Below are 25,814 nucleotides of genomic sequence, written 5' to 3'. Positions count from 1 at the left end.
CGCCCACGATTTTCGCAACACGTCCTAGTGGACACCCCCCACGCTCTGGTAGCTGTTCCCGATACGCGCGGCGATCTGCTTCACCGGCTCGCCAGCGTCGAGCCCATCGGCGATCTCTATTCGATCATCCTGCGACAACTATCTACCGCTAATCAAAGTGTCGATCAACCTCCCGCTGCCAGCGTCGACGAACCACACCGACCCGCAACTGAGCGGCACTCCAACCTCGACTGCGGATGCCAAGCCGCTCAACCCTTGCCAGATCAGCTCGAAGCAGCGACGCTCCACCCCACCGGTGACTTGTTCCACGCCCAGCGCACCATCTGAATCCCTCATCTGGTCAGGAGTCGCAATGATGACTGGAAACCGTCAACCTTCCGCTTCCGATTCGTTGCTTGCCGGACGCAAAGACATGAAAAGCGCAGTCGATATGAGCTCAAACGACACCTGTTTCGAGCGCGATGAGTGCAATGTTGAGTGCAATGATTCCGGCAGTGACGAGCCAGCCCATCGCCGTTGTCCACCAGGTATTTACCGCGGATCCCATGAGCTTTTTTCGCGAGGTCAGCCACACCAAAGGAACGAGCGCGAACGGAATCCCAAAGGAGAGGATCACCTGACTCAGCACCAGGGCATACGTGGGGTCGATACCGATCGCGAGCACGATGATGGACGGGATGATGGTGATCAGACGCCGGGTGATGAGTTTCAGGCGGGTGCGGAAGAGACCGCCCATGATATCGCTCCCAGCATAAGCGCCGACAGCTGTCGAGGCGAGACCGGAGGCCAGGAGTGCGATCGCGAACATCCACCCGGCCGTAACTCCAAGCGCATTCTGTATGGCGGCGTGGGCACCTTCAAGGGTATCGGTGCCCGATACCCCGGGAAGAACGGTCGCAGCAACGAGCAGCATCACCAGGTTGACGGATCCTGCGATCGTGAGCGCGATCGTGACATCGACTCGAGTGGCTCGAATCAGCCGCGGCAACGGATAGATCTTATCGATTCCGAAGCGGTCACGGGCAAGTGAAGAGTGGGCGTAGATCGCATGCGGCATAACCGTCGCCCCCAAGATGCTCGCCGCAAGCAGCACCGACTGAGTACCATCGAACCGGGGAATCATCCCCTCAAGGACAGCACCGGGTTCGGGCGGCGCCAGGAACAGGCCGTAACAAAATCCGACCACGATGACCAGCATCAGGCCGATGATCGCGAACTCGAAGGTCTTCGCGTCCCGCCTAGCCTGTACCAGAAGCAAGATAGTGGAGATCAAGCCCGTGATGATCGCCCCCATCACGAGTGGAATGTCGAACAGGATCCACAGGGCTACCGCTCCGCCGATTACCTCGGCAATATCAGTGGCGATCGCCACGAACTGCGCCTGCAGTCCGTATAGGACCCGACCTGGTCGGCTCTTGATGCGCTGCCCCAGGAGCTCAGCCATGCTCGACCCCGTGGCCAAGCCCAACTTCGCGGACATGTACTGGATCAGCCACGCCGCCATATTGGCCGCAACAATCACCCACACCAGCAAGTACCCAAACTGCGCTCCTGCTGACATATTGACCGCCACATTGCCCGGATCAAGGTAAGCCACCCCCGCCACCAAGGCAGGGCCAAGCAGCCAAGCGGTCTTGCGGCCCCGGGTTTTGGGCTCGGCGATTCCGGCACTCATCTCGTTATCTCACGCCTTGTCAAACAGTCGTTACAAAAACTTCGTTCGGTCTAGCTTTACTGCGCTGCCCGGTCAACCATTATCGTTTTGCCCGACGACCGGGGACCAGGCCTCCGGGCTATTCCAGACATGCGGATCAAATAGCGCGTTGCCCTCATCATCGGTCTCGGGCCAATCCATCAGCAGCTCCTCAGGGAGCAGCTCGCCGACGGCCAGCTGCCGGTTCCCGCCCGGGCCCACCATGGTGGCCACCTCAGCCTCGGGGGCGAGGTGAGCGACGGCGTCGGCCAGGTAACCGGTGGTGGCGTACACCTCGAAGAGGGCATCGTCACCCATGGCCACGGCGGTGGTGTCAGTTACCGCGCAACCGGTCAGCGCCAGCGCAGCCAACGGGAACAGGGCGGTGGCGGTCAGCAGGTGTCGTCTCCGGGTCACATCAACTCTCCTAGATAGAAATGAACATTAAAGTTCATCATATTGAATCTTCGAGAATCGTAACCATGAACTTTCCGCTCGGCAAGCGGGGTTCCACCCCCGGCGGGGTCCGATAACCTGGGGAGCATGCACGTAAGCGACCTGCCCGACCGATCCCAGGACTATTTGAAGGCGATCTGGACCGTCACCGAATACTCCGGTGGTTCCGCCCCCCTCGGGGAACTGGCCGCTCGTGTGGGACAGAAGACAACGACCGCCTCCGAGGCGATCCGCCGTCTGGCCAACAAGGGGCTGGTCAAACAGGAGCCTTACCGCGGGGTCATGCTAACCCCAAAGGGACGCGAGCTGGCGGTGGCCATGGTGCGGCGCCACCGGCTGCTGGAGACCTTTCTGGTCCGGGCGCTCGACTACACGTGGGATGAGGTGCACGAGGATGCGGAGCTTCTCGAACACGCCGTCTCGGACCGGTTCCTGGCGCGTATCGACGCCTATCTGGGACATCCTGACCGTGACCCGCACGGAGACCCCATCCCTGATGCCCAGGGGCGGGTCGAGAAAGTGGAGGGGGTCAGCCTTGCCGCGATCGGTGAGGGGGAGTCTGCCACGGTCGAGCAGATTGACGACCGGGACCCGCAACTGCTGCGTTACCTGGCCGATCATGGAGTAGTGCCCGGTGCGCACCTGACAGTCCCCGGAAGCCCGGTGGCGGGCGTACTGCGGGTCAAGGTCGGCGATAATGAGGTCACCATCGCCGAGACAGGCCTCGAAGATATTCGCGTTCAACGAGGTGACTGAGACATCTGCTGACTTGGATCCCGACGCCGAGATGAAACTGCGTGTCTAGAAATTCAGGAAGCGATACGCGCACAACTGGGAGTCCCTGCTTGCTAGCTACGTGGACCTGTTACGAAAGTCGTGGGCGCGGTCGGCGTGGCGGCTGGAAAGTAGGGCGGCCTCCGGTGTAGCGAGGAAGGTGCGAACAAACAATGCCGGACACAGGAGGCCTTATCCCCACCGTAGACGCTGACACCTGCCACGACCTCACCGACGCCCAGGGGGTCCTACTCGAACCCCTGCTGCCTGCGCCTTCCCGGCAGGGTCAACCGCGGCGCTACACCCTTCGGGATCTGATCAACGGCATCCGCATCGGCTGCCCCTGGTGGCGAGTCTACGCCTTGTTCCGCACCTGGCAGCTATCGGGTACCCGGCCCCGGATCAAGGCCGAAACTCCAGTCCCAGGCCGATGCGCAGGGAAAACGCGGATGGGATGTCTCAGGCGCTTCCGCCACCGCTCGTGCTCACATCCACGCCGCCGGCGCTCGACGTGATTCACCGCGGCGGCTTGACGGTGAACCGGACAACCATGCTCCCGGGCGGACGCGGGGTGGGTTCACGTTTCCGGATCCTGCACCTATCCCGGGGGAGGGTGGACAGCTAACCGGTCTTACGCGGGGATCAGCCAGCGGGGCACTGGCGCTCTGCGAGTTCCTCGTAGTCAGGCACTGGCCGGGCTTGTGCCTCTTCAGGTGTGTCAGCCACGCCGTTTTTCTGGATGTCCTCGATCAGCCAGTCCATCTCGAAGATCTCGCGGCGCTGAGCCTCGCTGATCTCCACAGCGAGCTCGCACACCCTCACGTCCTCGATGTCGGCCCGCTCAGAGCGAGTGATGGCCAGTGAGTGGTGCGGGATCATCGCCCGCATGAAGTCGGTGTCATCCACAGTGACCTGGCTACGGTCCAGGAAGATCCCGCCTCCGAGCAGCAGGACGCTGACGACGACAATCGTAATGTTGGCTTTCGGGTTCTTGTACATGTTGAGCATCCAGGCGAGCATGACCAAACCCATGGCGCCGCCCATGGTCAGGGCCATGAACAGGCGACTCTCGCTCCACCGGATGTGGCTCCACTCCCAGGAGCCAGCGAACATAGTCCAGTACATGACCACCATCCCGGTGAGGATCATGGCAGCGAACCGGAGGTACATCGTCTTGGAACCGTGTGAGTTGTGGCCACCACTGTGGTGCCCGTTCGTCTTGTCATGACCTTCTTGTCTCATTGACACGCCAGATTCTCCTTCAGTCGAGTGGACGGCCCCACAAAGCCTTTAGACAAGGGCGCACCATTACCGGCAGGTACCGTCGGAGGATGCCTAGAACAGGCCTGGCACTCAGCGGATTTGTCCTTGTCCTTTGTTCTCCCGATTCTTCGGTTGGGTATTCAAAAGAGCGCTGCTGTGACGGTCCATAGGTTGCTGCTTGCTCAATGGGGCCCGAAAGACGAACCGCACAGCCGGCCCGCCCGTACCCAGAGGGTATATCCCTGGCTGAACGGGCTGACGAGTTAAACTGTGAAGATTTCGTGAAGAAAATCGCCTTCGAATCCTGTCAGATCCAGAAGCCGTTTCCACGACCGCCCTAAGGACGACATAGGTGTCTCAGTTCCTAAGAACTGAGACACCCTGGGCACAACTTGCCGGGAAAGATCAAGGGATCTGTTCCGGCAGATCAAGTGAGGCACCCTTAGCCGGGGAGAATCGCCCACCCCTCCCAGCAGTCGCATGTCGCTTGCCTCGCCGGTTGGACGACAGGCGGGCGTCCGCAATTATCGAGATATGGCAGCTCAACCCGTGCCCTTTCGCGGGTAGCCGAAACCCGCCTGTCCGTCGGACGGGCGGGTGGTGGGACTCAGTACTAGATCTGATGCCGATGGAGACTACCAGCCGCGCTCGGCCAGGCGGTGCGGGACCGGCAGTTCCTCGACGTTGATGCCCACCATCGCCTCGCCCAGGCCGCGGGAGACCCGGGCGAGGGTCTCCGGGTCGTCGTAGTTGCGGGTGGCCTCGACGATGGCCCTCGCGCACTGCTCCGGGTTGCCGGACTTGAAGATGCCGGAACCGACGAACACGCCCTCGGCACCCAGCTGCATCATCATCGCGGCGTCGGCCGGGGTGGAGATTCCGCCGGCGGTCAGCAGGGCGACGGGCAGCAGACCGGTCTCGGCGACCTCCCGGACCAGCTCATAGGGCGCCTGCAGTTCCTTGGCGGCGACGAAGAGTTCGTCGGTGGCCATGGAGCGCAGGCGGTTGATCTCGGCGCGGATGGTGCGCATGTGGGTCACGGCGTTGGAGACGTCACCGGTGCCGGCCTCGCCCTTGGAGCGGATCATGGCCGCACCCTCGTTGATGCGGCGCAGGGCCTCCCCCAGGTTCGTCGCCCCGCAGACGAAGGGGACGTCGAAGGCGGCCTTGTCGATGTGGTGGGCGTAGTCGGCCGGGGTGAGCACCTCGGACTCGTCGATGAAATCGACGCCGAGGGTCTGGAGCACCTGGGCCTCGACGAAGTGGCCGATACGGACCTTCGCCATGACGGGGATGGACACGGCCGCGAGGATGCCGTCGATCATGTCCGGATCCGACATGCGTGAGACCCCGCCCTGGGCGCGGATGTCGGCCGGGACCCGCTCCAACGCCATGACGGCGGTGGCGCCGGCGTCCTCGGCGATCCTCGCCTGCTCCGGCGTGACGACGTCCATGATGACGCCGCCCTTGAACTGGTCCGCCAGGCCCCGCCTGACACGGTCGGTGGCGTAGGTGGTCTCGTTGAGGGCCATGGTGGGTGTACTCCTTAATATTGCAGCTGCGATCTTCACCAGTGACGGGGCCGGCAGGAAGACCTGTGAGTGAACCTATCCCACTTTAGTGTCAGCCTTACCTCCCAAGCAGCGCAGCCCGAGATGAGCGTCTGTCCCTACTTACCTGGGAGTTATGAACATCATGCCTACATCTCGGGCACGGGTCTCTATGCTCATCAGCGGGTGGCCAAGAATTATGATGGGGCATTATGGTCAGTCGTAAGGAAGCTAAGAAGAAGTCTCTGCTGCGAATTCTCGCACTGATCATTGCGGTGGTGATCGTCGTGGTCGCCTCGGTGCTGATGCAGAACTGGTGGAACAATCGGCCTGGTCCCCAGCCATCGGAGGTCTCCATCACCGCCAGTGTCGGCGAGGAAGAGATGGAGATCTTTCCCTATCTTGCTTGTGTCCCCGGCACAGAATGCCCGGAGGGTGATATCCCCGCCTTAGAGGTCGGTCCTGACGAAAGCCTTCATCTGGAAATCCCCGAGCCAATCCATCAACTGGAGTGGGCGCTGCTGAGAATCTACGATGATCCTGCCGCCAACGATCAGGTGCTTCACGGTAGTTATGACGCCACTACGGCAGAGATTCCCGGCTCCGTCGATCCCCTCACTGAGGACAGTGCAGAGCGCCCGCAGTTGGTACTGGTCGAGGTTTCCGCGGTGATGGTTGGCCTTGACGAGAACGGTGAAGAGGCCCCATTCAGTGTGGTCTGGTCCATCAGCGCTCAGGGCGAACCAGGGGCGAATCCCGGAAATTAGATGTCATCCAGGATGTAGTAGATGGTCGCTTCTAATCTCCGATGGTGAGGAGTTGAATATGAGGTAGCGGGATTATGCTACTTCTTCACTGTGACCCACAGCTTCGTTGAGCGGTTTCTAGCCCCCGCAGTCGATTAAGCCATCTTCCTGGAGTCATATTGACGCCTGTGCGCGGTGAGCCCATCCTCACGGCGCAGGGGCCGCATCACCCTCCGGAACATGGGATCCACGGGTTACGGCGGATCTGCCAGTCCCGCAGAAACGCGGTGAACAGGGTGACTACGCTGGCCACTGCTCGGGCCTCTCCTGTGGGCGATGCGGTGATACTGCCGATATGGTGCTGTTGTAAAGGGGCATGACCTCCGGGGGCGTGCCCCGCCCGGCCCCGTCCTCTCGCGGTGTCGAGAAGCATCAGGCAGACTGGGAGGGTGCAGACCACCATCCTCGCGAACATCCCCTCCCCGGCCCAGGGTGTCTGGCAGCTGGGCCCGATCCCGATCCGCGCCTACGCCCTGTGCATCATCGTAGGTATGATCATCGCGCTGTGGCTGACCCACCAACGCTATGTCGCCCGAGGTGGTGATGGTGAAGTGGTCTGGGACGCGGCCATCGTGGCTATCCCGGCCGGTATCATCGGCGGTCGCCTATATCACGTTATCACGGACTATGACAAGTACTTCTGTGATGGCTGCAACCCAATGAACGCCCTGAATATCACTGCCGGTGGCCTCGGCATTTGGGGTGCGGTAGCACTCGGTGGTCTGGCGGTATGGGCACTCTTTCGTTACAAGGGGCTCAAACTGGGCCCTTTCGCCGACGCGATCGCCCCCAGTATCATCCTGGCGCAGGCCATCGGCCGCCTGGGAAACTGGTTCAACCAGGAGATCTACGGTCGTGAGACCGACGTCCCCTGGGCTCTGGAGATCTACTACCGGGTGGACGCCAATGGTGATCCCTCCCCGGTCAATGGGCGTTCTACCGGGGAGGTCTTGGCAACGGTACACCCCACCTTCCTCTATGAACTGCTATGGAACCTGCTGATTTTCGTGCTGCTGATCTGGCTAGACCGCCGCTTCAAGATCGGCCATGGACGACTCTTCGCCCTCTATGTCGCCGGTTACACCCTGGGTCGGTTCTGGATCGAATTGATGCGTTCCGATGCCGCTACCCTGATCTTCGGCATGAGGGTCAACACTATCGTCTCAATAGTGGTCTTCATCGCTGCGGTGATTATCTTCCTGATGCTGCCCAAGGGCAGGGAAAGCGAGGCGGAGGTCCGCCGAATCAGGCCTGGGCATCGCAAGATAGACTCGTCTGATGCAGAATCCTTGGGGGAGAGGACTGCCGGTGCTTCCACTGATGAGCAGGCTCGCGGTGCCGCGGGCAGCACGGCGTTGAAGAATCGCACCGCGGCCGGAGCTTCAGGAAAAACCACGCCGAAGCGGCCGGGTTCCGACGGCTCCAAATAGACTCTGCCGGAGGCCTGAAATGCCAGTCTCAAAAACTGCTGCTGGCCCTGTCCGCCTGATGGTGTGCCAATGCCGGAGATCATCGCTTGTCCCCGTCGATGAGGACCACTTGCGGTCGGCGACCCAGGCCGAGAACATCCGCCATGCCGTGGAGATCGGCCGTCACCGCGGCAACACCCCTGTCATTGGCTGCGGTCACCTGTGGGAACCGCTCCCGAATCGTCCGCGATGCTGTACGCCAAAGGTGGGACGAGCACGCCTACCGGATGGTGAGGCAGATGCTCACCGGCAACGAAGATCAACTCGCACTAGGGCAGAAACCCAAGAGGTCAGCACCCAGGTCCCCGACCACACGGTCAGCGGGCCTGGGTACTTGTATTGCGGTGTTCTCTTGCCTTATGAGGGGGCGCGCGGTGGGCGGTGATTCCAGGGGTGGGGCAGCTCGACGCCGGTTTGGTCGGGGTCAAGCACGTCGGCATCACCCTGTGGTGAACGGCTCACCCCGGCCTGCCCCCGGGCGCAGGAGGCGTCGACAAGCAGATAAGCACTTAGTGGTGCTCCGTCACCGGGTCAGCGTAGCGGCGGATATCTACTTCTCCGGCTTCAGTGTTCCCGCTGTCCTGCTTATTCGACCGGTGGGTGACCACGATGACGCTGCGTCGGCTGCGCGGTCCCGGTAGCGGCTTGGCCAGGAGGGTGTCTAATAGGTCATCGGCATCTGGTTCGTCAATGTGTTCGGTCGGCTCATCTAGCAGCAGCACCGGCGCGGTGGAACATAGCGCCCTGGCCAGCAGCAGACGGCGGCGCTGTCCGCTCGACAGGGAGCCCGCACCGTCGGCGAGCAGCAGGTCCAGCGGGTCTGTTAACGGTTCAACGGTATCCCGCAACCAGTCATCTAGCCCCACCGCGTGCAGGACCTCTCGTAGTTCCCCGTCGCTGGCGGCCGGGTTGGCCACGAGGAGGTTCTGTCGGATGGTGGTGGAGAAGAGCCATTCGTCCTCCGCGTGCGCGCGGACGGTCTTCCGCAACGCGGCCGGGTCGATCTCCAGCACACGTTGCCCTCCCAGCGTGACAGAACCGCTGCGTGGTGGCACCAGGCCACCCAGGGTCTGCAGCAGTGTGGTCTTGCCGCAACCGCTGGGGCCGCGAATGACCATGCGCTCACCGGGTGGCAGATCCACCTGCCAGGTGGTGTCGCCGAAGCGGCAACGTAGGTCGGTGGCTTTAAGGTGGCAGTCATCGAGTTCCCACGTCGACGCCTCCCCGTCGTCCGTCGCCGAAGTGGTACCGGACTCCTCGACCAGGTGGGTGAGTCGGTGGGCACTGTGGGAGGCCTCGTCGGCGTGGATTGCGGCTTCTGAGAGCTGGGCGTGGGATTCGAAGGCGGCCAGCGGCAGCAGCACCATCATACCCAGCCAGGTGGGATCTCCTGTGTAGGTCAGTGCGCCAACGACCACGGTCAGCGCCGCAGCCAGACCGGTGGACCAGGTGATCAACACCTGTGAGGTGGCCAGCGGTTTCTCGGCGGCTACGGTGGCGTCGCTGCTGCGTCGCGACGCCGCGACGGCCCGCTCCTCACGCTTCTGCCCAAAGCCCGCGGCAGCGAACTCGACGCGGTGGTCCAGCAGTTCATCCAGGGCTATGTCGAAGTCGTCCTCGGCGAACACTCGACGTGAACGTCTGGCCGCCCGCACCGCCAACCACGGGGTGATAAGGCCGGTGACCATGAAGCTGAGAGCCAGGACCAGGCCCGCTGCCGGGTGCAGCCAGGTGGCGCCGGCCACCGCGAACACGGTGAGCACCAACGCCACCCCACCGGGGACGACAGAACGGACGATGACGTCAGTGACGCGTTCGGTGTCGGCGACCAGGCGCACCAGCCCGTCACCGCGGGTGAAGAGGTGTCCCCGGCCGGAGCCGGTGTGGTCAAAAGCCAGCGCGTCGAAGACCCGTGACCGCAATGTGGTCAGGGCCTGCAGTGCGATGCGGTGGCTGAGCAGCCGATCCACGTAGCGGAAGACCGCCCGGGAGATGCCCAGGCCGCGCACCGCGGTGACCGCGACCGAGAGGTCCAGCACCGGTGGCATCTGCCAGGCCTTGGTGATCAACCAACCGGAAACGATCGTCAGGGTCAGCGCAGAGATCAGCGTGATGGAACCGGCAGCGATACCCGCGACGACCTCACGGTAGCGCACGCCGGCCAGGCGCAGCATGGCGCTCAGGACGCGAAATTCGGACTTCACAGGTACACCACCTCATCCGCGATCGCGGCCAGCCGGACGTCATGACTGGCCACCACCACCGTGTGTCCGGCCGTTGCACGCCGCCGCAGCTCAGCGGAGAGGGTCTCCACCAGCTCCGGACTCAAATGCGCACTGGGTTCATCCAGCAGGTACAGTGTGGGGCCGGTGCCGCCTGTCAGGGTGCGCGCCAGGGCCAGGCGTTGACTCTGCCCCGCAGAGATGCCTTCCCCCGCGGGTCCGAGACAGCGTTCCAGCGGCACGTCGAAGCCCAGGTTCCGAGCGGTTTCAGTGGCCGGTCCGCGCTCCGCACCCAGCAGCACGAGGTTGTCCTCTACGCTGCCCTGCACTAGTACCGGCCGGGCCGGCAGGTAGGACGTGCGTACCAGCGGCACAGCGGTGACCCGTCCAGTGACCAGATCACCCGGCAGCGCGCCCAGGACGGCGAGGAACACAGTGGATTTTCCGGAACCGTTGTCGCCATACAACACGGTGATCGTCCCGGATTCGGCGGTGAAGCTCAAGTTCTCCGGCTTCATGCCGTCGCGGCCTCCCACGCTGAGACCGGTGACCGTCAGTGGGGCGGCTCCGGGTGATTCGCGGTGAGTCAGGTAGGTCCGGCCGCGGTGGTCCACTCCGGCACCGGATGTGTCGGTTGCTTTGGCATCCTCATCCAGCAGCTCCAGGATCTCCTCGACGGCGGTGAGCCCGTCGGAGGCGGCGTGGAAGTTCGTACCCACCTGCCGGATCGGGTTGTACACCTCCGGGACCACGATCAGCGCGATCAGCCCGGCGGTCAACTCCATGTTCCCGTCCACCAGGCGCAGCCCGATGCTCACAGCGACTAGCGCCACCGCGAGGGTGGCCAGGAACTCCAGGGCGAAGGAAGAGAGGAATGCCAGGCGCAGCACCGACATGGTGGCCTTTTCATGGCGACGCCCCGTGGACCGCAGCTGCCTGCTCGGTTGGCGGGTGGCTCCCAGCGCCCGCAGCGTTAGCGAGCCGGAGAGCAGATCCGCCAGCTGCCCGCCCAAGGCGGTGGTCACCTCCAGGCGGCGTCGGGTATGCGCGGCGGTCAGCTTGCCGATCAGCACCATGAAGGCCGGGATCAGCGGTACCGTCACCAGCGCCAGGATTCCGGAGACCGGGTCCGCCACCAGCACCACCACTAAAGCGGCCGGAGTAGCTAGAACGACGGCGACCAGCGAAGGCAGGAATGCGCTCAGGTAGGGCCGGAAGTCCTCGATGCCGTCGGTGAGCACCTCGCGCCAGTGGGCCGATTCCTCCTGTACGCGGCGGGGATCGTGGCGTCGCAACGCAGCCAGGGCCTTGGCCCGCAGTGTATCTACGACCCGCCCGACGCTCTCCGAGGAGGTGCGTTGCGCATGGCCGGACACGCCGCCGTGGGCGGCGATGACCACGAAAAGTGCCACCACCGGCCAGGTCAGCACGTCCCAGTCGGCGCCACGGTCCAGGATGACGCGCGCGGCGATCCAGCCGATGAGCACCCCGCGGGCGAGCACTAACACGGTGGTGAGCGCCTGCAGAACGCCGGTGCGCAGGATCAGGCCCCGTACCGGTGGAACCAGAGCGAGGAGTCTGGGGTCAATGGGTCCTTGCACGCGGTTCACACCGTGATCCGCTTGGCGAAGGACCAGAAGGTCCAGCCCTGGGCGGCCAGGATGAACGGCACCAGGATCAGCACACCCCAGGACAAAAAGACCAGTGTGTAGTCCGAGCTGGAGGCGTTATAGATGTCCAGAGACACCCCGCCCGGCAGGGAGGTGGGCATCACGTTCGGGAACAAGGTGGCGAAAATCTGCACCACCAGGGTGGCCACAGCCACGGCAGTGGCCGCGAACGCGACGCCGTCGTGGCCCCGCATGAGGGACACCGAACCGATGAGCACGCACAGCGCGAGCACACCCACCGCGATCCCGATGACGGGATCACCGTGTGCCAGCTGAGTCCATACCGCGAACCCGACGGCCACCACGGCTGTCGGGATAGTCAGTCGCTGGGCCAGCCGATGGGCCTGGCTGCGCAGCGGTTCGTGCACCTTGATCCCTAAGAAGGTCGCTCCGTGCACCATGAACATCAGAACGAAGGTCACCGCCCCCAGCAGACCGTAGGGATTGAACAAGCCGAACATCGCGGTCAAGCTGGAATCGACCTGCCGATTGGCGTCAATTGCCACGCCCTGGACGATATTGGTGAAGGTTACGCCCCAAAAGATCGCCGGCACCCAACTGCCGATAGCCAACCCGATATCGCACCGGTTCCGCCAGGCCTGGGTGTCGACTTTGACGCGCCACTCCAGGGCGACGCCCCGCAGGATTAGGGAGAGCAAAATGAGCAGCAACGGGAGATAGAAACCGGAAAACATCGTGGCGTACCACTCGGGGAAGGCGGCGAACATGCCACCCACCGCCACGATGAGCCACACCTCGTTGCCGTTCCACACCGGGCCGATGCTGGTGGCCACGGCGTCGCGACGCCGCGCACGCTCCTCACCGTCACCGCCCAGGAAGGGCAAAAGCATGCCCACACCGAAGTCGAAACCCTCCAGGACGAAATAGCCGACGAACAGGAAAGCGATCACGATGAACCACAGGGTCTGCAGATCCATAGTCATTGCTCCTTCTCATCAACGGTGCGCTCATCACGCTGTCGGCGTGGTTTCGTGGTGACAGCTGCGGAACCCCGGTCGGCTGGCTCGAACTCTTCGGTGCTGTGGGAACCGTCGCTGTCCTCGGCGTCGTCGGAGCTGTCGGCGTTGAAGCTCAGCGGTTCTAGTTCCTCGGCGTCCGGTCCGTAGGTGTCCTCGACGATGTTCTCGGAAGCGCCAGGCGCCAGTGCCCCAGCGACCACGAAGCGGCGCATGAGCCAGAACCAGACCACGGCGAGGATGCCGTAGATCAAGGTGAAGGCGATCAAGGAAATCCAGACAGTGGTCACCGAATGGTTGGACACCCCGAAGTCCACGATCAGGTGGATGTCGTTCTCCCCGTTCGGGCTGTTCTCCGGACCGAAGTCAGGGTTCGGGTATACCACCCAGGGCTGGCGCCCCATCTCGGTGAAGATCCAGCCGGCGGAGTTGGACAGGAAGGGAAACGGAATCGCGATGAGACCCAACCAGGCGAACCACCGCTTGTCGGTGGTGCGCTTCTTGCGGGTCAACCAGAAACCGACGATAACCACCAGGATGGAGGCGGCCATGAAGCCGATCATCAGACGGAAGGACCAGTAGGTCACGAACAGGTTCGGAGAGTAGTTGCCCGGACCATAGAGCTGCTCGGCCTGGGCCTGCAAGTCCGTGACGCCCTGCAACGTCACACCGCTGAACTGGCCGCCAGCCAGGAATGACAGAACCCAAGGCACACTGAAGATCTCGGAGACGGAGTTACAGTCGTTGAACGTGCTAATAGCCAAGATGGAAAACCACGGGTCCTCCTCCGTATGGCAGAGGGCCTCCGCGGAGGCCATCTTCATCGGCTGGACCTCGAACATCACCTTGGCCTGCAAGTCACCGGTGATGGAAACGGAAACGATCCCCAACAATGTGACCCACAGTCCCATGCGCAGCAGGGGCCGCCACAACTGCCCGGCATCCTCGGCGTTTCCTCCCGTCTTAGCGGCGTGACGACGATCGCGCACCATCCACCACGCACTGATACCGGCGACGAAGGTGCCAGCCACGAGCACGGAACCGGCCACCGCGTGTGGGAAGGCCACCAGTGCCACCGGATTGCTCAGCAGCTCCCAGACGTTGATCAATTCCGCGCGACCGTTCTCGTAGTTCATCGCCGCCCCCACCGGGTGCTGCATAAAGGAGTTCGCCACGATGATGAAGTAGGCCGAGACATTAGTCGCGGCCGCGACGATCCAGATGGACGCCAGGTGTATCCAGCGGGGGACTCTGCCCCAGCCGAAGATCCAAATGCCCAAGAAGATGGACTCGAAGAAGAAAGCTGCCAGCCCCTCCAAGGCGAGCGGGCCACCGAAAACATCGCCGACAAAGCGAGAGTACTCACTCCAGTTCATGCCGAACTGGAACTCCTGGACAAGGCCGGTGACCACGCCCATGGCGAAGTTGACCAGGAACAGCGTGCCGAAAAACCGAGTGGCGCGGTACCACATATCTTTACCGGTGCGGTGCCAGGCCGTTTGCATGATTGCCACCAGCGGAGCGAGTCCGATGGTCAGGGGGACGAAAATAAAGTGATAGACAGTCGTGATGCCAAATTGCCAACGTGAGACATCGACAAGATCCACAGAATATGCCTTTCGCAGTTGAAAAACCGGCACAGTGGCTCATCGCCACCGCGACAGCTTCTTTTCCGGCAGGCGCGGCGAACTGGCCTCACACACTCCCGGCTCGCGATTCCTGCCGACACCCGATCTAAATTCAGGTACACCCGAGTTGTCGGTCCAGGTTCACGGAAAGTTCCGAAAACGTGACGAAGGTCCCCACCTAGAGCTCACCGAGTTGATGCAGGTCACCCCAGGTCTGGGTTTGCGTCACACATAGCCCCGGAATCACCGGCGCTGGGGAGTGGCCGCTCGTCAGGGTCAGAGGCCGGTGAAATCGGAGTAGAAGCTGACAAACACCGAGGCAGCCACGGCGACGTAGACCACGGCGATCAGGGTGCCCGCCCACTGGGAGGAAAACCGCACCACGGCAGGGGAGGCGGGAAAGAGCCCACGGGCGAGGTTACGCACGGTCAGCAGGATGAACAACGGGATCATCACCGCCCACACCACCATGCAGTACAGGCACAGAATGTGGATAACGAACAGGGCCTGGTACCACAACCAGATAATGAGCACCAGGCCCACGCTCACCCCGGCCTGCAGGCCGGCCCAGTACCAGTCGCCGAGCCGAGCCCCAGACAGCATCGCCATCGCGGTGGTGATAACCACGGCGAAAGCGACGATGCCGATCAAAGGGTTGGGGAAGCCGAACAGTTCGGACTGCCAGGTGCCCATCACCTTCCCGCAGGAGACCAGGGCGTTGAGGTCGCAGGTGGTGACGTGCTCGGCGTCCTCGTAGAGGGCCAGGCGCTCGAGCACCAGAATACCGGAGGCCACCCATCCGATCACACCGGTGACCAGCAGGATGAGGGCGAAAGGACGGTCCCGGACGAAGGCTGGTAGAGAGGTCTTATCGTTCGTTTCGGTCACGAGAACCTCATTTTCGTCTTGGGCGGTGACTGAGTGCGTCATCGATTCGGGTTAGTCGGCGGCGGCCGCGTCGACCTCGGCCCGGAACTGCTCAAGGGAGTCCGGGACAAGGGGCTGGCCATCGAGGAAGAAGGTCGGGGTGCCGCGCACACCCAGGGCCGTTCCGTCAGCCACATCGAGCCGGACCCGTTCCTCGGTGGCCGGATCGGCGACGGCGGCGTCATAGGCGGCCATGTCCAATCCCAGGTCCTCAGCGAAGCCGCGGAAGACCTCGCTGTTATCCTCGGCGGACTCGCCCCACTCGGGCTGGGTTTCAAACATCCGGTGGTACATCGCTTCGTACTGGCCCTGCTGGGCAGCGGCCTCGACGGCCACGGCAGCCGGCATGGAGTTGCGGTGGCCCGGCAACGGGAAGTAGCGGTTAACGAAAGTGACGGTGTCTGAGTACTCCTCCCGCAGTTCCTCCACAAAGGGGTACGCCGCCCGGCAGGCCTCGCACTCAAAGTCGAGGAACTCCACCAGCACAGCCTTCTCATTCGGCGCCTGAGACAGCACCCGACTGTTGTCCCGGACCACCTGGCCGGCATCACTGGTCACAGCTTCCGGGGCGGACTCCGGAGCGGAATCCGCCCGGCCGATGAGGAAGGCGACGATCCCGGCGATCACGACGATAGCCAGCACTACCCAGACAATTATCTGGGCTTTTCGCCAGTTCCCGGAAGGTCGGGGGGAGGTGGTGCGGTTGGTGGGGGTGCTCACGAGGGTTCCGTTCTATCTCTGGCGGGAGTCAGGGCAGTGGGTTCAGGGTCGCCCGGCACGACGCCGACGAATCCCTCTCGGCCCTGGGGTGATTATGAGCAGGTGCAGCCGTCCGGCGAGCAGCAGGTCGGATCGATGGTGACCACCAACTCAAGCAACTCGCCCAGGACATGACCCAGCCGGGGATCAGCCAGCGAATACCAGACGTTGCGCCCCTCCGGGATGGAGGTCACCAGTCCGCATCCTCGCAGGCAAGCCAACTGATTCGACATCACCTGTTTGGAGACATCCAACTGCCGGGCCAGCTCGGACGGTCGGGCCGGCCCGTTACGCAGGGCCAACAGAATCCCGGTCCGGGTGTCATCGGACAGGGCATTACCCACCCGGGACAACGCCGAGGTGTGGGTGACGGTCGCCGTGCTCATAACGATAGACAGTACACAATCCCGTGTACTAATCACCAGCGTGACCCAGGATGACTGGGCTCATGGCCTGACGCCCAGACCACGAAGGTGGGCCTGGGGGCCAGGACTGTATTTTGTCTTGAATGGGGAAGGGTTTAGAAGGTGATGCCGTGCTCGGCGAACCAGGGGGCAGGGTCCACGGCACCGCTACCGGTCGGGTAGAGCTCAAAATGCAGGTGGGAACCGGTGGAAAAACCTCGGTTGCCCATGCCGGCGATCTTCTGGCCGGCGGTGACGCGCTCGCCGACGCTCACGTCGAGGGTCTCCATATGGCCGTAGACGGCAATCGATCCGTCGTCGTGCTGGATACGGATCCACTGACCGAAACCCGAGGCCGGGCCCGAGTCGATCACGGTGCCGCCCATGGCCGCGAGAATCGGGGTACCCACGACGTTGGCGATGTCCAGGCCGGCGTGGAGGCTGCCCCAGCGCATACCGAAACCGGAAGTGAAGGTGCCTTCGGCAGGCTTGACCACGGACGGAGCATTGGCAAGACGTTCGGCCTCGGCCCGTTCGGCAGCATACTCAACCGCCTTGTCCAACTGCCCGTCGACGTTGGCGGCCGGCTTGTACTCCGAGATCGCGAGAACCTGCGGTGCCGCCTCCGCCACAGTCGAGGACAGGGCGGTGTCAGTGCCGGCCAGCTCCACGTCGACGGCGGCGACTCCCGGGGAAGCCGGATCCTCGGGTTGGGCCTGCAGCGTTGCTGCTGCGGCCCCGCCCACACCTGCCGACGAAACCGCGCCTGCGGCCACGGCCACCAGCGCCACACGGCCCTTGGTCTGCGAGGTGGTGATCTTGCGGTGTTTTCCTCCGGCTGATCGCCGAGCCTTCAAGCGCATGAATCTTCTTCCATCGTTGTCCGTATGTCCCGCCACGCTCGACCCCAGTATCGTACTCGTTGGAGACCAGATTGTGACCGTTCCGTTATTTACGGACGTAACACTAGCGCCTGGCCCTCCAAGGGAGCCAGTCGGAACGCGCGTTTAGTGATTCTTTTACCCTTTTCACAGCATGCTCACCGGCATTTTCAGGGGATTGGCGAAGGCGACTACACCGTGCCGAGGGTTGTTCCCCGCCCATAATTGACCTCATAAAAAGGGGTCACGGCTTGGGTATTCCTGGCCGGACTCCGGCGGCTTCCCGGCCGCTCCGGTGACCTTTCACCGGTACCACTGGTGAGCGGGGACAGCTAGGGCGTGCCGGTTCCTGGGCTGTCGTGGTGGACCAGCGATCTCTCACCGGTGTCGGTGGTGGTCTTTTCCTCACTACCCCTGGCGTCCCCGCCGGCGCCCGGCCACTGGCGGATGAGCAGGAAGGCGACGACAGCCAGCGGGACCATGCCCGCGGCCCAGAACAGAACGGCGGTGTGCTGGTCGGCCAGCAGGTCCAGCTCCCAGGGCAGGAGCAGCGAGCGGTAGAACTCCTCGCCCAAGATGGTGTCGAGCTGAAGGAGGTAGATGCCGAAGATCAGATGGACCGGCAGGGAGGCGGCCAGCCACCCCAGGCGGACCGGAGCCGGACGACGATACGGGATGGGGTCGGGCCCGAGCATCCCCCAGAAGTAGAAGCAGCCGGAGACCAGGAGCACGGTGTTCATGATCAAATGTCCCGCATGCTCGGAGATCATCAGCTCATAAAGCGGGATGAGCAAGTACATCACGTAGAAAAAGACCAGGAACTGGACGGTATTGACTACCGGATGGGTGATAATCCCCACCAGCCGGCTGCGGGTAAAGGCGCGCACCCAGTCGTAGATGCCCGGCCTGTCTGGCGGGCCGGAGTCATAGGCGGTCATCAGTAGGGTCAGCGGGGCGCCGAGGACGAGGAGGACGGGTACGACCAGCGACAAGATGATGTGGCCGACCATGTGTGCCGAGAAGGTGGCGGCCATGTTCAGGCCAATGCCGGAGGACATCGTCACCAGCAGGGCCGTACATCCCAGGAGCCACCAGATGGTCCGTCCCGTCGCCCAGCTCTTCCCCGTGCGGCGGGCCCGGTACACGCCGTGGAGGTAGCCGGCAGCCAGTAGCAGGGCGAGGGTGCCAAACAGCAGGTCAAAGCGCCACATGCCCCACACGTTGAGGATGGTGGGTTTGTCGTACAACTCGTAGCCGAGCTGGGTGGCCATCTGTGAGAGGTTGGGCTCACGCGGTGGGGGCGGCGGGGTACGCCCCATGGTGATGGCGATACCGGTGACCGCCGCCATGACGAGTACCTCGACGATCGCAACCTGGTGGAACAGGCGGCGGTCGGTGGGATCGGCTTGCACCTTCGGGACGACCCAGGCCCGGTGCAGCCAGCCGAAGATACCGAGGATGATCACGCCGACGGTCTTGGCCACGATGATCAGGCCGTAGCGGGTGGTGAACCAGTCGGAGAACTCGATGCGGATGCTGGCGTTGACCAGTCCGGAGACCGCCATGACGATGATCGAGAACAGGGCGATCGCCGAGTAGCGGCGCAGGGCGATGTCCAGATCCGGTCCCAGGCGGCGGCCATGAGCGAGCAGCGCCATGAGTCCGCCGACCCACAGGACCAGGAAGATCAGGTGCCACAGGTAGGAGTTGGTGCCAAAGTCATGGTCACCGCCCGAGGAGGAGTGCCCCGTCAGGCCCAGGGGGATGATCATGAGGATCGACCCGAGCAGCAGCAGTGGTTGGGTGATCCACGATCTACTCATGAGGCCCGTAGCACCGGTAACCAGGGCAATAAGGGCCACGATCAGCCATACCTGGGCCATGGCCACCTGCTCGAGGGCCACCGCCAGGGCCTCTGGGCCCAGTGTCTGGACCAGGGGGGTGCCGGAGACATCCGAGAGCACCAGCGGGATCATCAACAACGCGACAAGCCCGAAGCACAGCGCCGCGACCGCCCCGGTGCGGGAGGCGAGGTGTCCGTCCACGGTCAACGAGGCCCCAGTCAGCCGGGCGTTATCACCGCCGGGTAGCCGTGGGGAGATGAGGAAGGCGGCAAACAGGAAGGAGCCTGCCGACAGGGCAGCGAGCATCCAGCCGACCGCGCGGAAAAACGGCAGTCCGAAGGTGGTGGCGATGCCGGGGTCGGGAATCCCCAGGGCTGCGAGGGACTCGCCGAGGAAGCTGTAGGCAATCGTCCCGCCGATTGCACCGGCGACGACGAGGAAGAGCAGGTACAGCGGCCAGATGGGGCGCACCCGATCCTTAGGCCGGCTCCCGGTGGTGGGGGCCTTCCCTGCGGTCGCATCTGTGGCAGCGGGAGTGTCGTTTACCGGGTGGGTCATCTGTGTCCATTTCGCCGTCCGATGCCGCCTCCGCTCTCGTGGGGTGTTCGGAAGCTGGCGTGAGGTTTACCCTAATGTGGTCTGCTGGTGTTCTTCCAAAGTGCCTCGACCCGGGTTGATCCGTGAGGTCCGCCGCCCCTGCTGAGGCGCCACCATCTGTGAGAAATAACACCCGGTAAACACGACGAGGCCGGGAACTTTCCTCCTGCCCGTCCCGACCAGTCTCTTGGCACCTCCCGCAGGCCGGTGCCTTAGTCGCTGACCTCCAGAAGAATCGGCCCAGTCCAGGAGGACTTTCGTGATCATCTCCCTCATGCCCCCTCGTCGTGTGCTGGCCGCTGTGGTGGCGGCCGGTGTCGTGGCTTTCGCCGCCGCCCCGGCGGTGCTGGCGCACGACGCCGTGATCGGCGGCAACCCCGCGGACGGTGCGGTGGTGGAGGAGTTCCCACCCAGCATTGAGCTGGAGTTCTCGGGGCTTCCCCGGGAGGGTTTCAGCACCTTGGCCATCACGGACCAAAACTCCGGTGAGGTCCTGTTCAGTGGCGAGCCGACTATCGACGGCCAGTCGGTGGTCCTCGATTTGCCTGCGGATGTGGGCGCTGGGCCCGGTGACTACACCGTCGGTTTCCAGATCATCTCCTCCGACGGCCACGCCACCCGTAACGCGACGACCTTCACCGTCGCTGGCGATGCGGCGCAACCAGCTGATACCGCCACGACAAACGCCGGCGCCGATCAGACGGAGAACACAGAGGAGCCGGAAGAGACCGCGACCGCGGGAAATGCCGTCGAGGAGGACGCCTCTAGATTCAATAATCCGATAGTCTTGACCCTCGCGGGGTTGGCCATCTTTGGTGTCATCGCCGGTGTCAGCATGCTGATCGTCCGAGGTCGCGACATGCCTTAAGAAGTAGAAGACTCCCAATTAACCCCGAGTGCAGGTGTGTCGTGCCATGGGACAACCTCCCTCCCTAGTGATGCACTGCAGGACCGCGCCTCGTCAGGTATCCGAGGACAGCCGCAGGGGGACGATTGCATACCCGTCAGCCCCCACTGTATAGTCAGCGCATGCTGACTATTGCCCCCCGTCTCGATGTGATGAACCGCCTGGGCCGGGCCATGGCCGATCCCACCCGATCCCGGATCTTGCTGTCCCTGCTGGAGGCCCCTGGATATCCGGCCCAGCTGGCCGAAACGCTGGGATTGACGCGAACGAATGTGTCGAACCATCTGGCCTGTTTGCGTGATTGCGGGATCGTCGTCGCCGAGCCGGAGGGACGACGCACCCGATATGAGATCGTCGACGCCCACCTGACGACGGCATTGAACACTCTGCTAGAGACCACCCTGGCCGTCGACGAGGACGCCGTCTGTCTAGACCCCCAATGCCCGGTCGCCGGCTGCTGCGATGTGGACGAGGGGCGGTAAGGACAATGGACGCCTGTTGCGCACCCGCCACGAGCCCTGCGGAAAAAGACAACGAGGAGCACACCCCCTGGTGGCGTGACCGGGCCATCCTCATCCCCGCAGTCTCCGGCCTGACCCTGCTGACGGGCCTGATCTTGGAGTGGTTTGTCCCCGGGGCAGGGCTGGTGGCCACCGCCCTGTTTTGGGTCTCCCTGTTACTGGGTGCCTCCCAGTTCGTCCCCGGAGCCCTGAAGAGTCTGTTCATCCGAGGAAAACTGGGAATTGGGTTGCTGATGACCATCAGCGCCATCGGCGCCGTGCTCCTCGGGTTCATCGAGGAGGCCGCGGCCCTGGCCTTCCTCTACTCCATTGCCGAGGCACTGGAGGACCGGGCGATGGACAAGGCCCGCTCGGGTTTGCGTGCTCTGCTGGCCCTGCTCCCCTCGACCGCGACCATCATTGCCGCCCATGGGGCCACCCGCACCGTACCGGTCGAAGATCTCGTTCCCGGTGACGTGCTGCGGCTGGCTGCCGGTGAACGCCTGGCCACAGACGGGGTCATCCGCTCCGGGCACAGCAGCCTGGATGTCTCGGCGATCACTGGTGAATCCATCCCCGTCCAGGTCGGCCCCGACGATGCGGTGTTGGCCGGGTCGATCAACACCACCGGCGCCCTCGAAGTCGAGGCCACTGCCGCGGGCATGGACAACTCCTTGACCACCGTGGTTGAACTGGTCGAGCGGGCGCAGAACGAGAAGGGACAGCGGGCGCGCATTGCCGACCGGCTGGCCCGGCCCCTGGTGCCAGGTGTGCTCATCCTGGCCATCCTGGTGGCCGTCATCGGTTCCTTGCTGGGTGATCCGGGCGTGTGGATTGAACGTGCCCTGGTGGTCCTGGTTGCGGCCTCTCCGTGTGCGCTGGCGATTTCGGTGCCGGTCACGGTGGTCTCGGGAATCGGTGCGGCCAGCAAGTTCGGCGTGGTCATCAAGTCCGGCGCCGCCTTCGAGCGCCTCGGCGGCATCCGGCACCTGGCCCTGGACAAAACCGGCACCCTGACCCGCAACCAGCCCACCGTCGCGGAGCTACTGACCACCGACGGCATCGTCCGGGCGGATGTTCTCGGCTGGGCCGCGGCACTTGAGTCCCATAGCACCCACCCGCTGGCATCCGCGATCACCGCCGCCACACGCCAGGCACCGGCCGCTCAGCAGGTCGCCGAGGCCGCCGGTCAGGGGATCACCGGGGTTATCGACGGGGCACAGATCGCGGTCGGCAGCCCCCGCTGGCTTGCCCCCGGTCCCCTGGCCACCCAGGTCGAGGCCCTGGAGAGCCAGGGCATGACCGTGGTCATCGTCCACCGCGACGACCGGCCCGTCGGTGCGGTCGGGGTGCGCGATGAACTGCGCCCGGAAACCCCCACCGTCATCAAGACGCTCACCCGTGAGGGTTTCGGGAGCACCATGCTCACCGGTGACAACACGCGTACCGCCACTGCTTTGGCCGTCGAGGCCGGCATCCAGGACGTTCGGGCGCAGCTGCGCCCGGAGGACAAGGCCCAGGCGGTGGCCGACCTGGCCGAGCGGGGCCCGGTGGCGATGATCGGCGACGGCATCAACGACGCTCCCGCCCTAGCATCGGCCGATATCGGCATTGCCATGGGTGCCACGGGCTCAGATGCCGCGATCGAGTCCGCGGATGTGGCGTTTACCGGTGATGACCTGCGCCTGATCCCCCGGGCCCTGCACCACGCCCGCCTGGGACGGTCGATTATCAATCAGAATATTTTTCTGTCCCTGGCGATCATCATTGTCCTGCTCCCCCTGGCGATCACCGGCGTGCTGGGACTGGCCGCCGTTGTCCTGGTCCATGAGGTCGCCGAGGTCATTGTCATCGCCAACGGGCTGCGGGCTGCGCGCGCCCCACACCCAACACCTGCCCCAGACGAGGCCGTCAGAATGCCTAGGCACGAGCAGGCAGAGAACAAGGCCCGGACCTAAAGCGATGCGGCCTGCAGGGGAAGATTCAAGTCTGACAAGAGGGGGTGTCGAGTCACTCTTCAATATTGTCGAGACCCTGACCGGCAACGGCTGGACCCTGCCCCACTTCTGGCCGCGTTTTCGCCGCGTGCCCTTCCGTATAAAACCCGAGTAATTCTGAATAGGCCACAACCAATCGGTCAGCAAGGAGAAGACCCACATGCAGGGATTTGCGCTTGTACTGGTATTAGCTGCGTTGCCAGCAGCCGGTAACTTTCTTGGTGGGCTGGCCTCGGAAGTATTCAAGATCTCTGAACGGGCCTTGAGCCTGGCCCTGCACTTGGCCGCTGGCATTGTATTGGCCGTCGTAGGTCTGGAGCTGATGCCTGAGGCCTTCAACGCGCAACAGCCGTGGGCCCCAGTTCTTTCCTTTGCGGTGGGTGGAGTGCTGTTCATGGGCATCGAAAGGCTTATCGGTATTGTGCAGAACAAGCTCAAAATGGGCGAACACACCACTGGCCCGTTGGCCATCTTTTCCGGCGTTTCGCTGGACCTGTTCAGCGACGGTGTCATGATTGGTACCGCCACAGTGCTCAACCCCTCCCTGGGTTTATTGCTCGCTCTCGGACAAGTCCCCGCTGACTTCCCCGAAGGCTTCGCCGCTGTCGCTTCCATGCGCCAGGCAGGCATACGCCGCCGTGTGCGCATCCTTATGGCGCTCAGCTTCGTGATCCCGATCTTTCTCGGGGCCACCATCGGGTACTTCGCCTTACGCGATGCTCCAGACATCATCACCCTGTCTGTGCTCGCCATGACCGGTGGTGTACTGACCAGTGTTGTCGTCGAGGAAATGATGACCGAGGCGCACGAGAGCGAAACCAGCCGTTTCGGCCCGCTCTTCCTCACCGTCGGCTTCGCACTGTTTGCCCTGATCTCGGTCTATCTCGGTTTCTGACCTCACCGTAGGGGAGTCTCAGTTCCCTGGAAACTAAACCATCCCCACCGAAAACCGGGGTGAAACATATCGTTCTCAGAATTCTCCCGGCGGTGCGGATGCACGCACACCAATGAGGCGGCCTGGGTTGGTCGGAGACTAGGTTTTACCTGAGGTGGACGATCAGCATGGCACGACCGAGCCGGTACGACGCAGCCACGCAGGAGCGCGCGGTGCGCATGTACTTCGAGCGCCTCGAGGAAGGCGGCATCTCCAAGGCGCCTGCTCGCCGGGAGATCGGTGAACTTCTCGGCGTGAAGGAATCCACGCTGCGCAACTGGATCCACAAACAGGAAAAGCAGGCCGAAGCTCCTGAGCCCGGTTCCCTGTCCTACGAGCAGCTCCAGGCCGCTTACGACGAGCAGGCCAAGGAAGTAGCCAAGCTGCGACGCGCCAATGAGATTTTGAAGACGGCGTCGGCTTTTTTCACCCAGGCTTAAGCTCGACCGCACACTGCGGTGATCGTGGAGTTCACCCGCACCTACCGGAAGCGCTTCGGGGGCGAGCCAATCTGTGAAACCTTGACTAGTGTCCTGCGCCGTTAATTCGTTTCAACATTCTGCCTAGTGACTTCAGGATTTCCTCGGCGGTCTTGGTCCAGATGAATGGCGTCGGATTGTTGTTCCAGGCCTTGACCCATTCGCGCAGATCCTTCTCCAGTGCTTGCACGCTCCGGTGGTCACTGCGCTGGAGAAGGTCCCGGGTGACCTCGGCAAACAGTCGCTCGACCTGGTTGATCCAGGACGAGTAAGTCGGGGTGAAGTGCATGTGGAACCGCGGATGCTTACCCAGCCAGGTGTTGACGGTCGGATGATTGTGGGTACCGTAGTTGTCGCAGATGACATGCACATCCAGGTGCTCAGGCACCTGCTTGTCGATCTTGGCCAGAAACTTCTTGAACTCCACCGCCCGGTGCTTGCGGTGGGTGGAGGCGATCACGGTTCCATCGGCAACGTTGAGTGCCGCAAACAGGCTGGTCGTGCCGTTGCGGACATAGTCGTGGGTACGCTTCTCCGGCATGCCGGGCATCATCTTCAAACGCCGACTGGGACCGGGATAACGCCTGAACCTGACTCTTCTCATCGACACTGAGCACGACCGCGGATTCTGGCGGGTTGAGGTAAAGGCCCACGATGTCGTAGACCTTGTCCACGAACAACGGGTCATTGGAGAGTTTAAACCCCTCCTCGCGGTGGGGTTTGAGGTTGAAGACCTTCCAGATCCGGCCGATCGTGGACTTCGACAACCCACTGCGTTCGGCCATCTTCGCCCGTGACCAGTGTGTGGCGTTCTTCGGGGTCGATTCCAGCGTGGCGACCACAACGTCCTCGACCTGCTCGGCGGTTACTGTGGCAGGATGCCCCGGCCGAGGGTCATCCACCAGCCCGTCCAGGCGCTTCCAGGAACCGGGAGCGCCACTTGCGAACGGTCGGCAACGAGACTCCCACACGTCGGGAGACCTCCGAGTTCGAGAGCCCCGTCGCGCATTCCAGCACGATCCTTGAGCGCAGCGCGATGTCCTGTGCAGACTTTCGTCGCCGCACTCACCGCTCCAG

Annotated in this window: 21 protein-coding genes and 2 pseudogenes; 8 read left to right on the top strand and 15 right to left on the bottom strand. The window is 63.3% G+C overall.

Annotated elements, in window-relative coordinates:
- Window positions 1–39 precede the first annotated feature (39 nt).
- The 3 genes and pseudogenes from A605_RS16080 to A605_RS15735 all read right to left on the bottom strand — a co-directional run.
- Window positions 40–323, bottom strand: a pseudogene (locus A605_RS16080) (helix-turn-helix domain-containing protein); the annotation flags it as partial.
- A 113-nt stretch (window positions 324–436) separates the two neighbouring features.
- Window positions 437–1,675 carry an Nramp family divalent metal transporter gene (locus A605_RS14545; protein WP_015402268.1) on the bottom strand — a complete coding sequence of 413 codons (1,239 nt, stop codon included), beginning with the start codon at window positions 1,673–1,675 and terminating at the stop codon, window positions 437–439.
- A 72-nt stretch (window positions 1,676–1,747) separates the two neighbouring features.
- Window positions 1,748–2,110, bottom strand: coding sequence for a metal ABC transporter substrate-binding protein (locus tag A605_RS15735; RefSeq protein WP_015402267.1), 363 nt, complete (start codon window positions 2,108–2,110; stop codon window positions 1,748–1,750).
- A gap of 126 nt (window positions 2,111–2,236) precedes the next feature.
- On the opposite strand from A605_RS15735, the gene A605_RS14535 reads away from it, so the two are divergent.
- Window positions 2,237–2,905: a metal-dependent transcriptional regulator gene (locus A605_RS14535; RefSeq protein ID WP_015402266.1), complete on the top strand. Its 669-nt coding sequence runs from the start codon at window positions 2,237–2,239 to the stop codon at window positions 2,903–2,905.
- 660 nt (window positions 2,906–3,565) lie between these two features.
- Here the strand turns inward: A605_RS14535 and A605_RS14530 are convergent.
- Both A605_RS14530 and pdxS read right to left on the bottom strand, forming a co-directional pair.
- Window positions 3,566–4,165 (bottom strand): DUF305 domain-containing protein, encoded by a 600-nt coding sequence (locus A605_RS14530; RefSeq protein ID WP_034991187.1) that lies wholly within the window; start codon window positions 4,163–4,165, stop codon window positions 3,566–3,568.
- A 656-nt stretch (window positions 4,166–4,821) separates the two neighbouring features.
- A complete protein-coding gene (pdxS, locus tag A605_RS14525; RefSeq protein ID WP_015402264.1) occupies window positions 4,822–5,718 on the bottom strand; it encodes a pyridoxal 5'-phosphate synthase lyase subunit PdxS in 897 nt (298 codons plus the stop codon).
- A gap of 230 nt (window positions 5,719–5,948) precedes the next feature.
- Between pdxS and A605_RS14520 the strand changes: the two genes are divergently transcribed.
- Window positions 5,949–6,503, top strand: coding sequence for a DUF2771 domain-containing protein (locus A605_RS14520; protein WP_015402263.1), 555 nt, complete (start codon window positions 5,949–5,951; stop codon window positions 6,501–6,503).
- Window positions 6,504–6,931: 428 nt separating this feature from the next.
- Entirely contained in the window at window positions 6,932–7,972 is a 1,041-nt protein-coding gene (gene lgt, locus A605_RS14515) for a prolipoprotein diacylglyceryl transferase (protein ID WP_015402262.1), read from the top strand.
- Window positions 7,973–8,520: 548 nt separating this feature from the next.
- On the opposite strand, the gene cydC is transcribed toward lgt, so the two are convergent.
- From cydC to A605_RS14470, 9 genes are all read right to left on the bottom strand, one after another.
- Entirely contained in the window at window positions 8,521–10,185 is a 1,665-nt protein-coding gene (gene cydC / locus A605_RS14510; protein ID WP_034991193.1) for a thiol reductant ABC exporter subunit CydC, read from the bottom strand.
- Between the two features lie 26 nt (window positions 10,186–10,211).
- The gene (locus A605_RS14505; RefSeq protein WP_027004544.1) at window positions 10,212–11,834 is read right to left on the bottom strand and encodes an ABC transporter ATP-binding protein/permease; all 1,623 of its coding nucleotides are present in this window, start codon (window positions 11,832–11,834) and stop codon (window positions 10,212–10,214) included.
- Between the two features lie 5 nt (window positions 11,835–11,839).
- Entirely contained in the window at window positions 11,840–12,841 is a 1,002-nt protein-coding gene (gene cydB, locus A605_RS14500) for a cytochrome d ubiquinol oxidase subunit II (RefSeq protein WP_015402259.1), read from the bottom strand.
- 2 nt (window positions 12,842–12,843) lie between these two features.
- Entirely contained in the window at window positions 12,844–14,487 is a 1,644-nt protein-coding gene (locus A605_RS14495) for a cytochrome ubiquinol oxidase subunit I (RefSeq protein WP_015402258.1), read from the bottom strand.
- A gap of 297 nt (window positions 14,488–14,784) precedes the next feature.
- The gene (locus A605_RS14490; RefSeq protein WP_027004545.1) at window positions 14,785–15,438 is read right to left on the bottom strand and encodes a vitamin K epoxide reductase family protein; all 654 of its coding nucleotides are present in this window, start codon (window positions 15,436–15,438) and stop codon (window positions 14,785–14,787) included.
- A 9-nt stretch (window positions 15,439–15,447) separates the two neighbouring features.
- Window positions 15,448–16,155, bottom strand: a complete 708-nt coding sequence (locus A605_RS14485) for a DsbA family protein (protein ID WP_027004546.1) — start codon at window positions 16,153–16,155, stop codon at window positions 15,448–15,450.
- 92 nt (window positions 16,156–16,247) lie between these two features.
- Window positions 16,248–16,580, bottom strand: a complete 333-nt coding sequence (locus A605_RS14480; RefSeq protein ID WP_015402255.1) for an ArsR/SmtB family transcription factor — start codon at window positions 16,578–16,580, stop codon at window positions 16,248–16,250.
- 134 nt (window positions 16,581–16,714) lie between these two features.
- On the bottom strand, window positions 16,715–17,461 hold the full coding sequence (locus tag A605_RS14475; protein ID WP_027004547.1) for a M23 family metallopeptidase: 747 nt from the start codon (window positions 17,459–17,461) through the stop codon (window positions 16,715–16,717).
- Window positions 17,462–17,811: 350 nt separating this feature from the next.
- Window positions 17,812–19,794, bottom strand: coding sequence for a bifunctional copper resistance protein CopD/cytochrome c oxidase assembly protein (locus A605_RS14470; protein WP_015402253.1), 1,983 nt, complete (start codon window positions 19,792–19,794; stop codon window positions 17,812–17,814).
- Window positions 19,795–20,179: 385 nt separating this feature from the next.
- On the opposite strand from A605_RS14470, the gene A605_RS14465 reads away from it, so the two are divergent.
- The 5 genes from A605_RS14465 (at window position 20,180) to A605_RS14445 (ending at window position 24,698) form a co-directional block, all read left to right on the top strand.
- Window positions 20,180–20,788 (top strand): copper resistance CopC family protein, encoded by a 609-nt coding sequence (locus tag A605_RS14465; RefSeq protein ID WP_015402252.1) that lies wholly within the window; start codon window positions 20,180–20,182, stop codon window positions 20,786–20,788.
- A 161-nt stretch (window positions 20,789–20,949) separates the two neighbouring features.
- The gene (gene cmtR, locus A605_RS14460) at window positions 20,950–21,309 is read left to right on the top strand and encodes a Cd(II)/Pb(II)-sensing metalloregulatory transcriptional regulator CmtR (protein ID WP_015402251.1); all 360 of its coding nucleotides are present in this window, start codon (window positions 20,950–20,952) and stop codon (window positions 21,307–21,309) included.
- A gap of 5 nt (window positions 21,310–21,314) precedes the next feature.
- Window positions 21,315–23,285, top strand: coding sequence for a heavy metal translocating P-type ATPase (locus A605_RS14455; protein WP_015402250.1), 1,971 nt, complete (start codon window positions 21,315–21,317; stop codon window positions 23,283–23,285).
- Window positions 23,286–23,484: 199 nt separating this feature from the next.
- Window positions 23,485–24,219 (top strand): ZIP family metal transporter, encoded by a 735-nt coding sequence (locus A605_RS14450; RefSeq protein ID WP_015402249.1) that lies wholly within the window; start codon window positions 23,485–23,487, stop codon window positions 24,217–24,219.
- Window positions 24,220–24,386: 167 nt separating this feature from the next.
- On the top strand, window positions 24,387–24,698 hold the full coding sequence (locus tag A605_RS14445) for an IS3 family transposase (RefSeq protein ID WP_015402248.1): 312 nt from the start codon (window positions 24,387–24,389) through the stop codon (window positions 24,696–24,698).
- Window positions 24,699–24,783: 85 nt separating this feature from the next.
- Here the strand turns inward: A605_RS14445 and A605_RS14440 are convergent.
- Window positions 24,784–25,802: pseudogene (locus A605_RS14440) on the bottom strand (IS630 family transposase).
- Window positions 25,803–25,814: the final 12 nt, after the last annotated feature.

The organism is Corynebacterium halotolerans YIM 70093 = DSM 44683 (assembly GCF_000341345.1).
Lineage (GTDB): Bacteria > Actinomycetota > Actinomycetes > Mycobacteriales > Mycobacteriaceae > Corynebacterium > Corynebacterium halotolerans.
The sequence above is the reverse complement of the archived record's forward strand: the minus strand, read 5'-3'. Positions and strand labels throughout refer to the sequence as shown.

Coding starts and splice junctions, on each gene's coding strand:
- A605_RS14545 (WP_015402268.1), bottom strand. CDS start 1,675: ATGAGTGCCGGAATCGCCGAGCCCAAAACCCGGGGCCGCAAGACCGCT.
- A605_RS14535 (WP_015402266.1), top strand. CDS start 2,237: ATGCACGTAAGCGACCTGCCCGACCGATCCCAGGACTATTTGAAGGCG.
- A605_RS14530 (WP_034991187.1), bottom strand. CDS start 4,165: ATGAGACAAGAAGGTCATGACAAGACGAACGGGCACCACAGTGGTGGC.
- pdxS (WP_015402264.1), bottom strand. CDS start 5,718: ATGGCCCTCAACGAGACCACCTACGCCACCGACCGTGTCAGGCGGGGC.
- A605_RS14520 (WP_015402263.1), top strand. CDS start 5,949: ATGGTCAGTCGTAAGGAAGCTAAGAAGAAGTCTCTGCTGCGAATTCTC.
- cydC (WP_034991193.1), bottom strand. CDS start 10,185: ATGCTGCGCCTGGCCGGCGTGCGCTACCGTGAGGTCGTCGCGGGTATC.
- cydB (WP_015402259.1), bottom strand. CDS start 12,841: ATGGATCTGCAGACCCTGTGGTTCATCGTGATCGCTTTCCTGTTCGTC.
- A605_RS14490 (WP_027004545.1), bottom strand. CDS start 15,438: ATGACGCACTCAGTCACCGCCCAAGACGAAAATGAGGTTCTCGTGACC.
- A605_RS14480 (WP_015402255.1), bottom strand. CDS start 16,580: ATGAGCACGGCGACCGTCACCCACACCTCGGCGTTGTCCCGGGTGGGT.
- A605_RS14475 (WP_027004547.1), bottom strand. CDS start 17,461: ATGCGCTTGAAGGCTCGGCGATCAGCCGGAGGAAAACACCGCAAGATC.
- cmtR (WP_015402251.1), top strand. CDS start 20,950: ATGCTGACTATTGCCCCCCGTCTCGATGTGATGAACCGCCTGGGCCGG.
- A605_RS14455 (WP_015402250.1), top strand. CDS start 21,315: ATGGACGCCTGTTGCGCACCCGCCACGAGCCCTGCGGAAAAAGACAAC.
- A605_RS14450 (WP_015402249.1), top strand. CDS start 23,485: ATGCAGGGATTTGCGCTTGTACTGGTATTAGCTGCGTTGCCAGCAGCC.
- A605_RS14445 (WP_015402248.1), top strand. CDS start 24,387: ATGGCACGACCGAGCCGGTACGACGCAGCCACGCAGGAGCGCGCGGTG.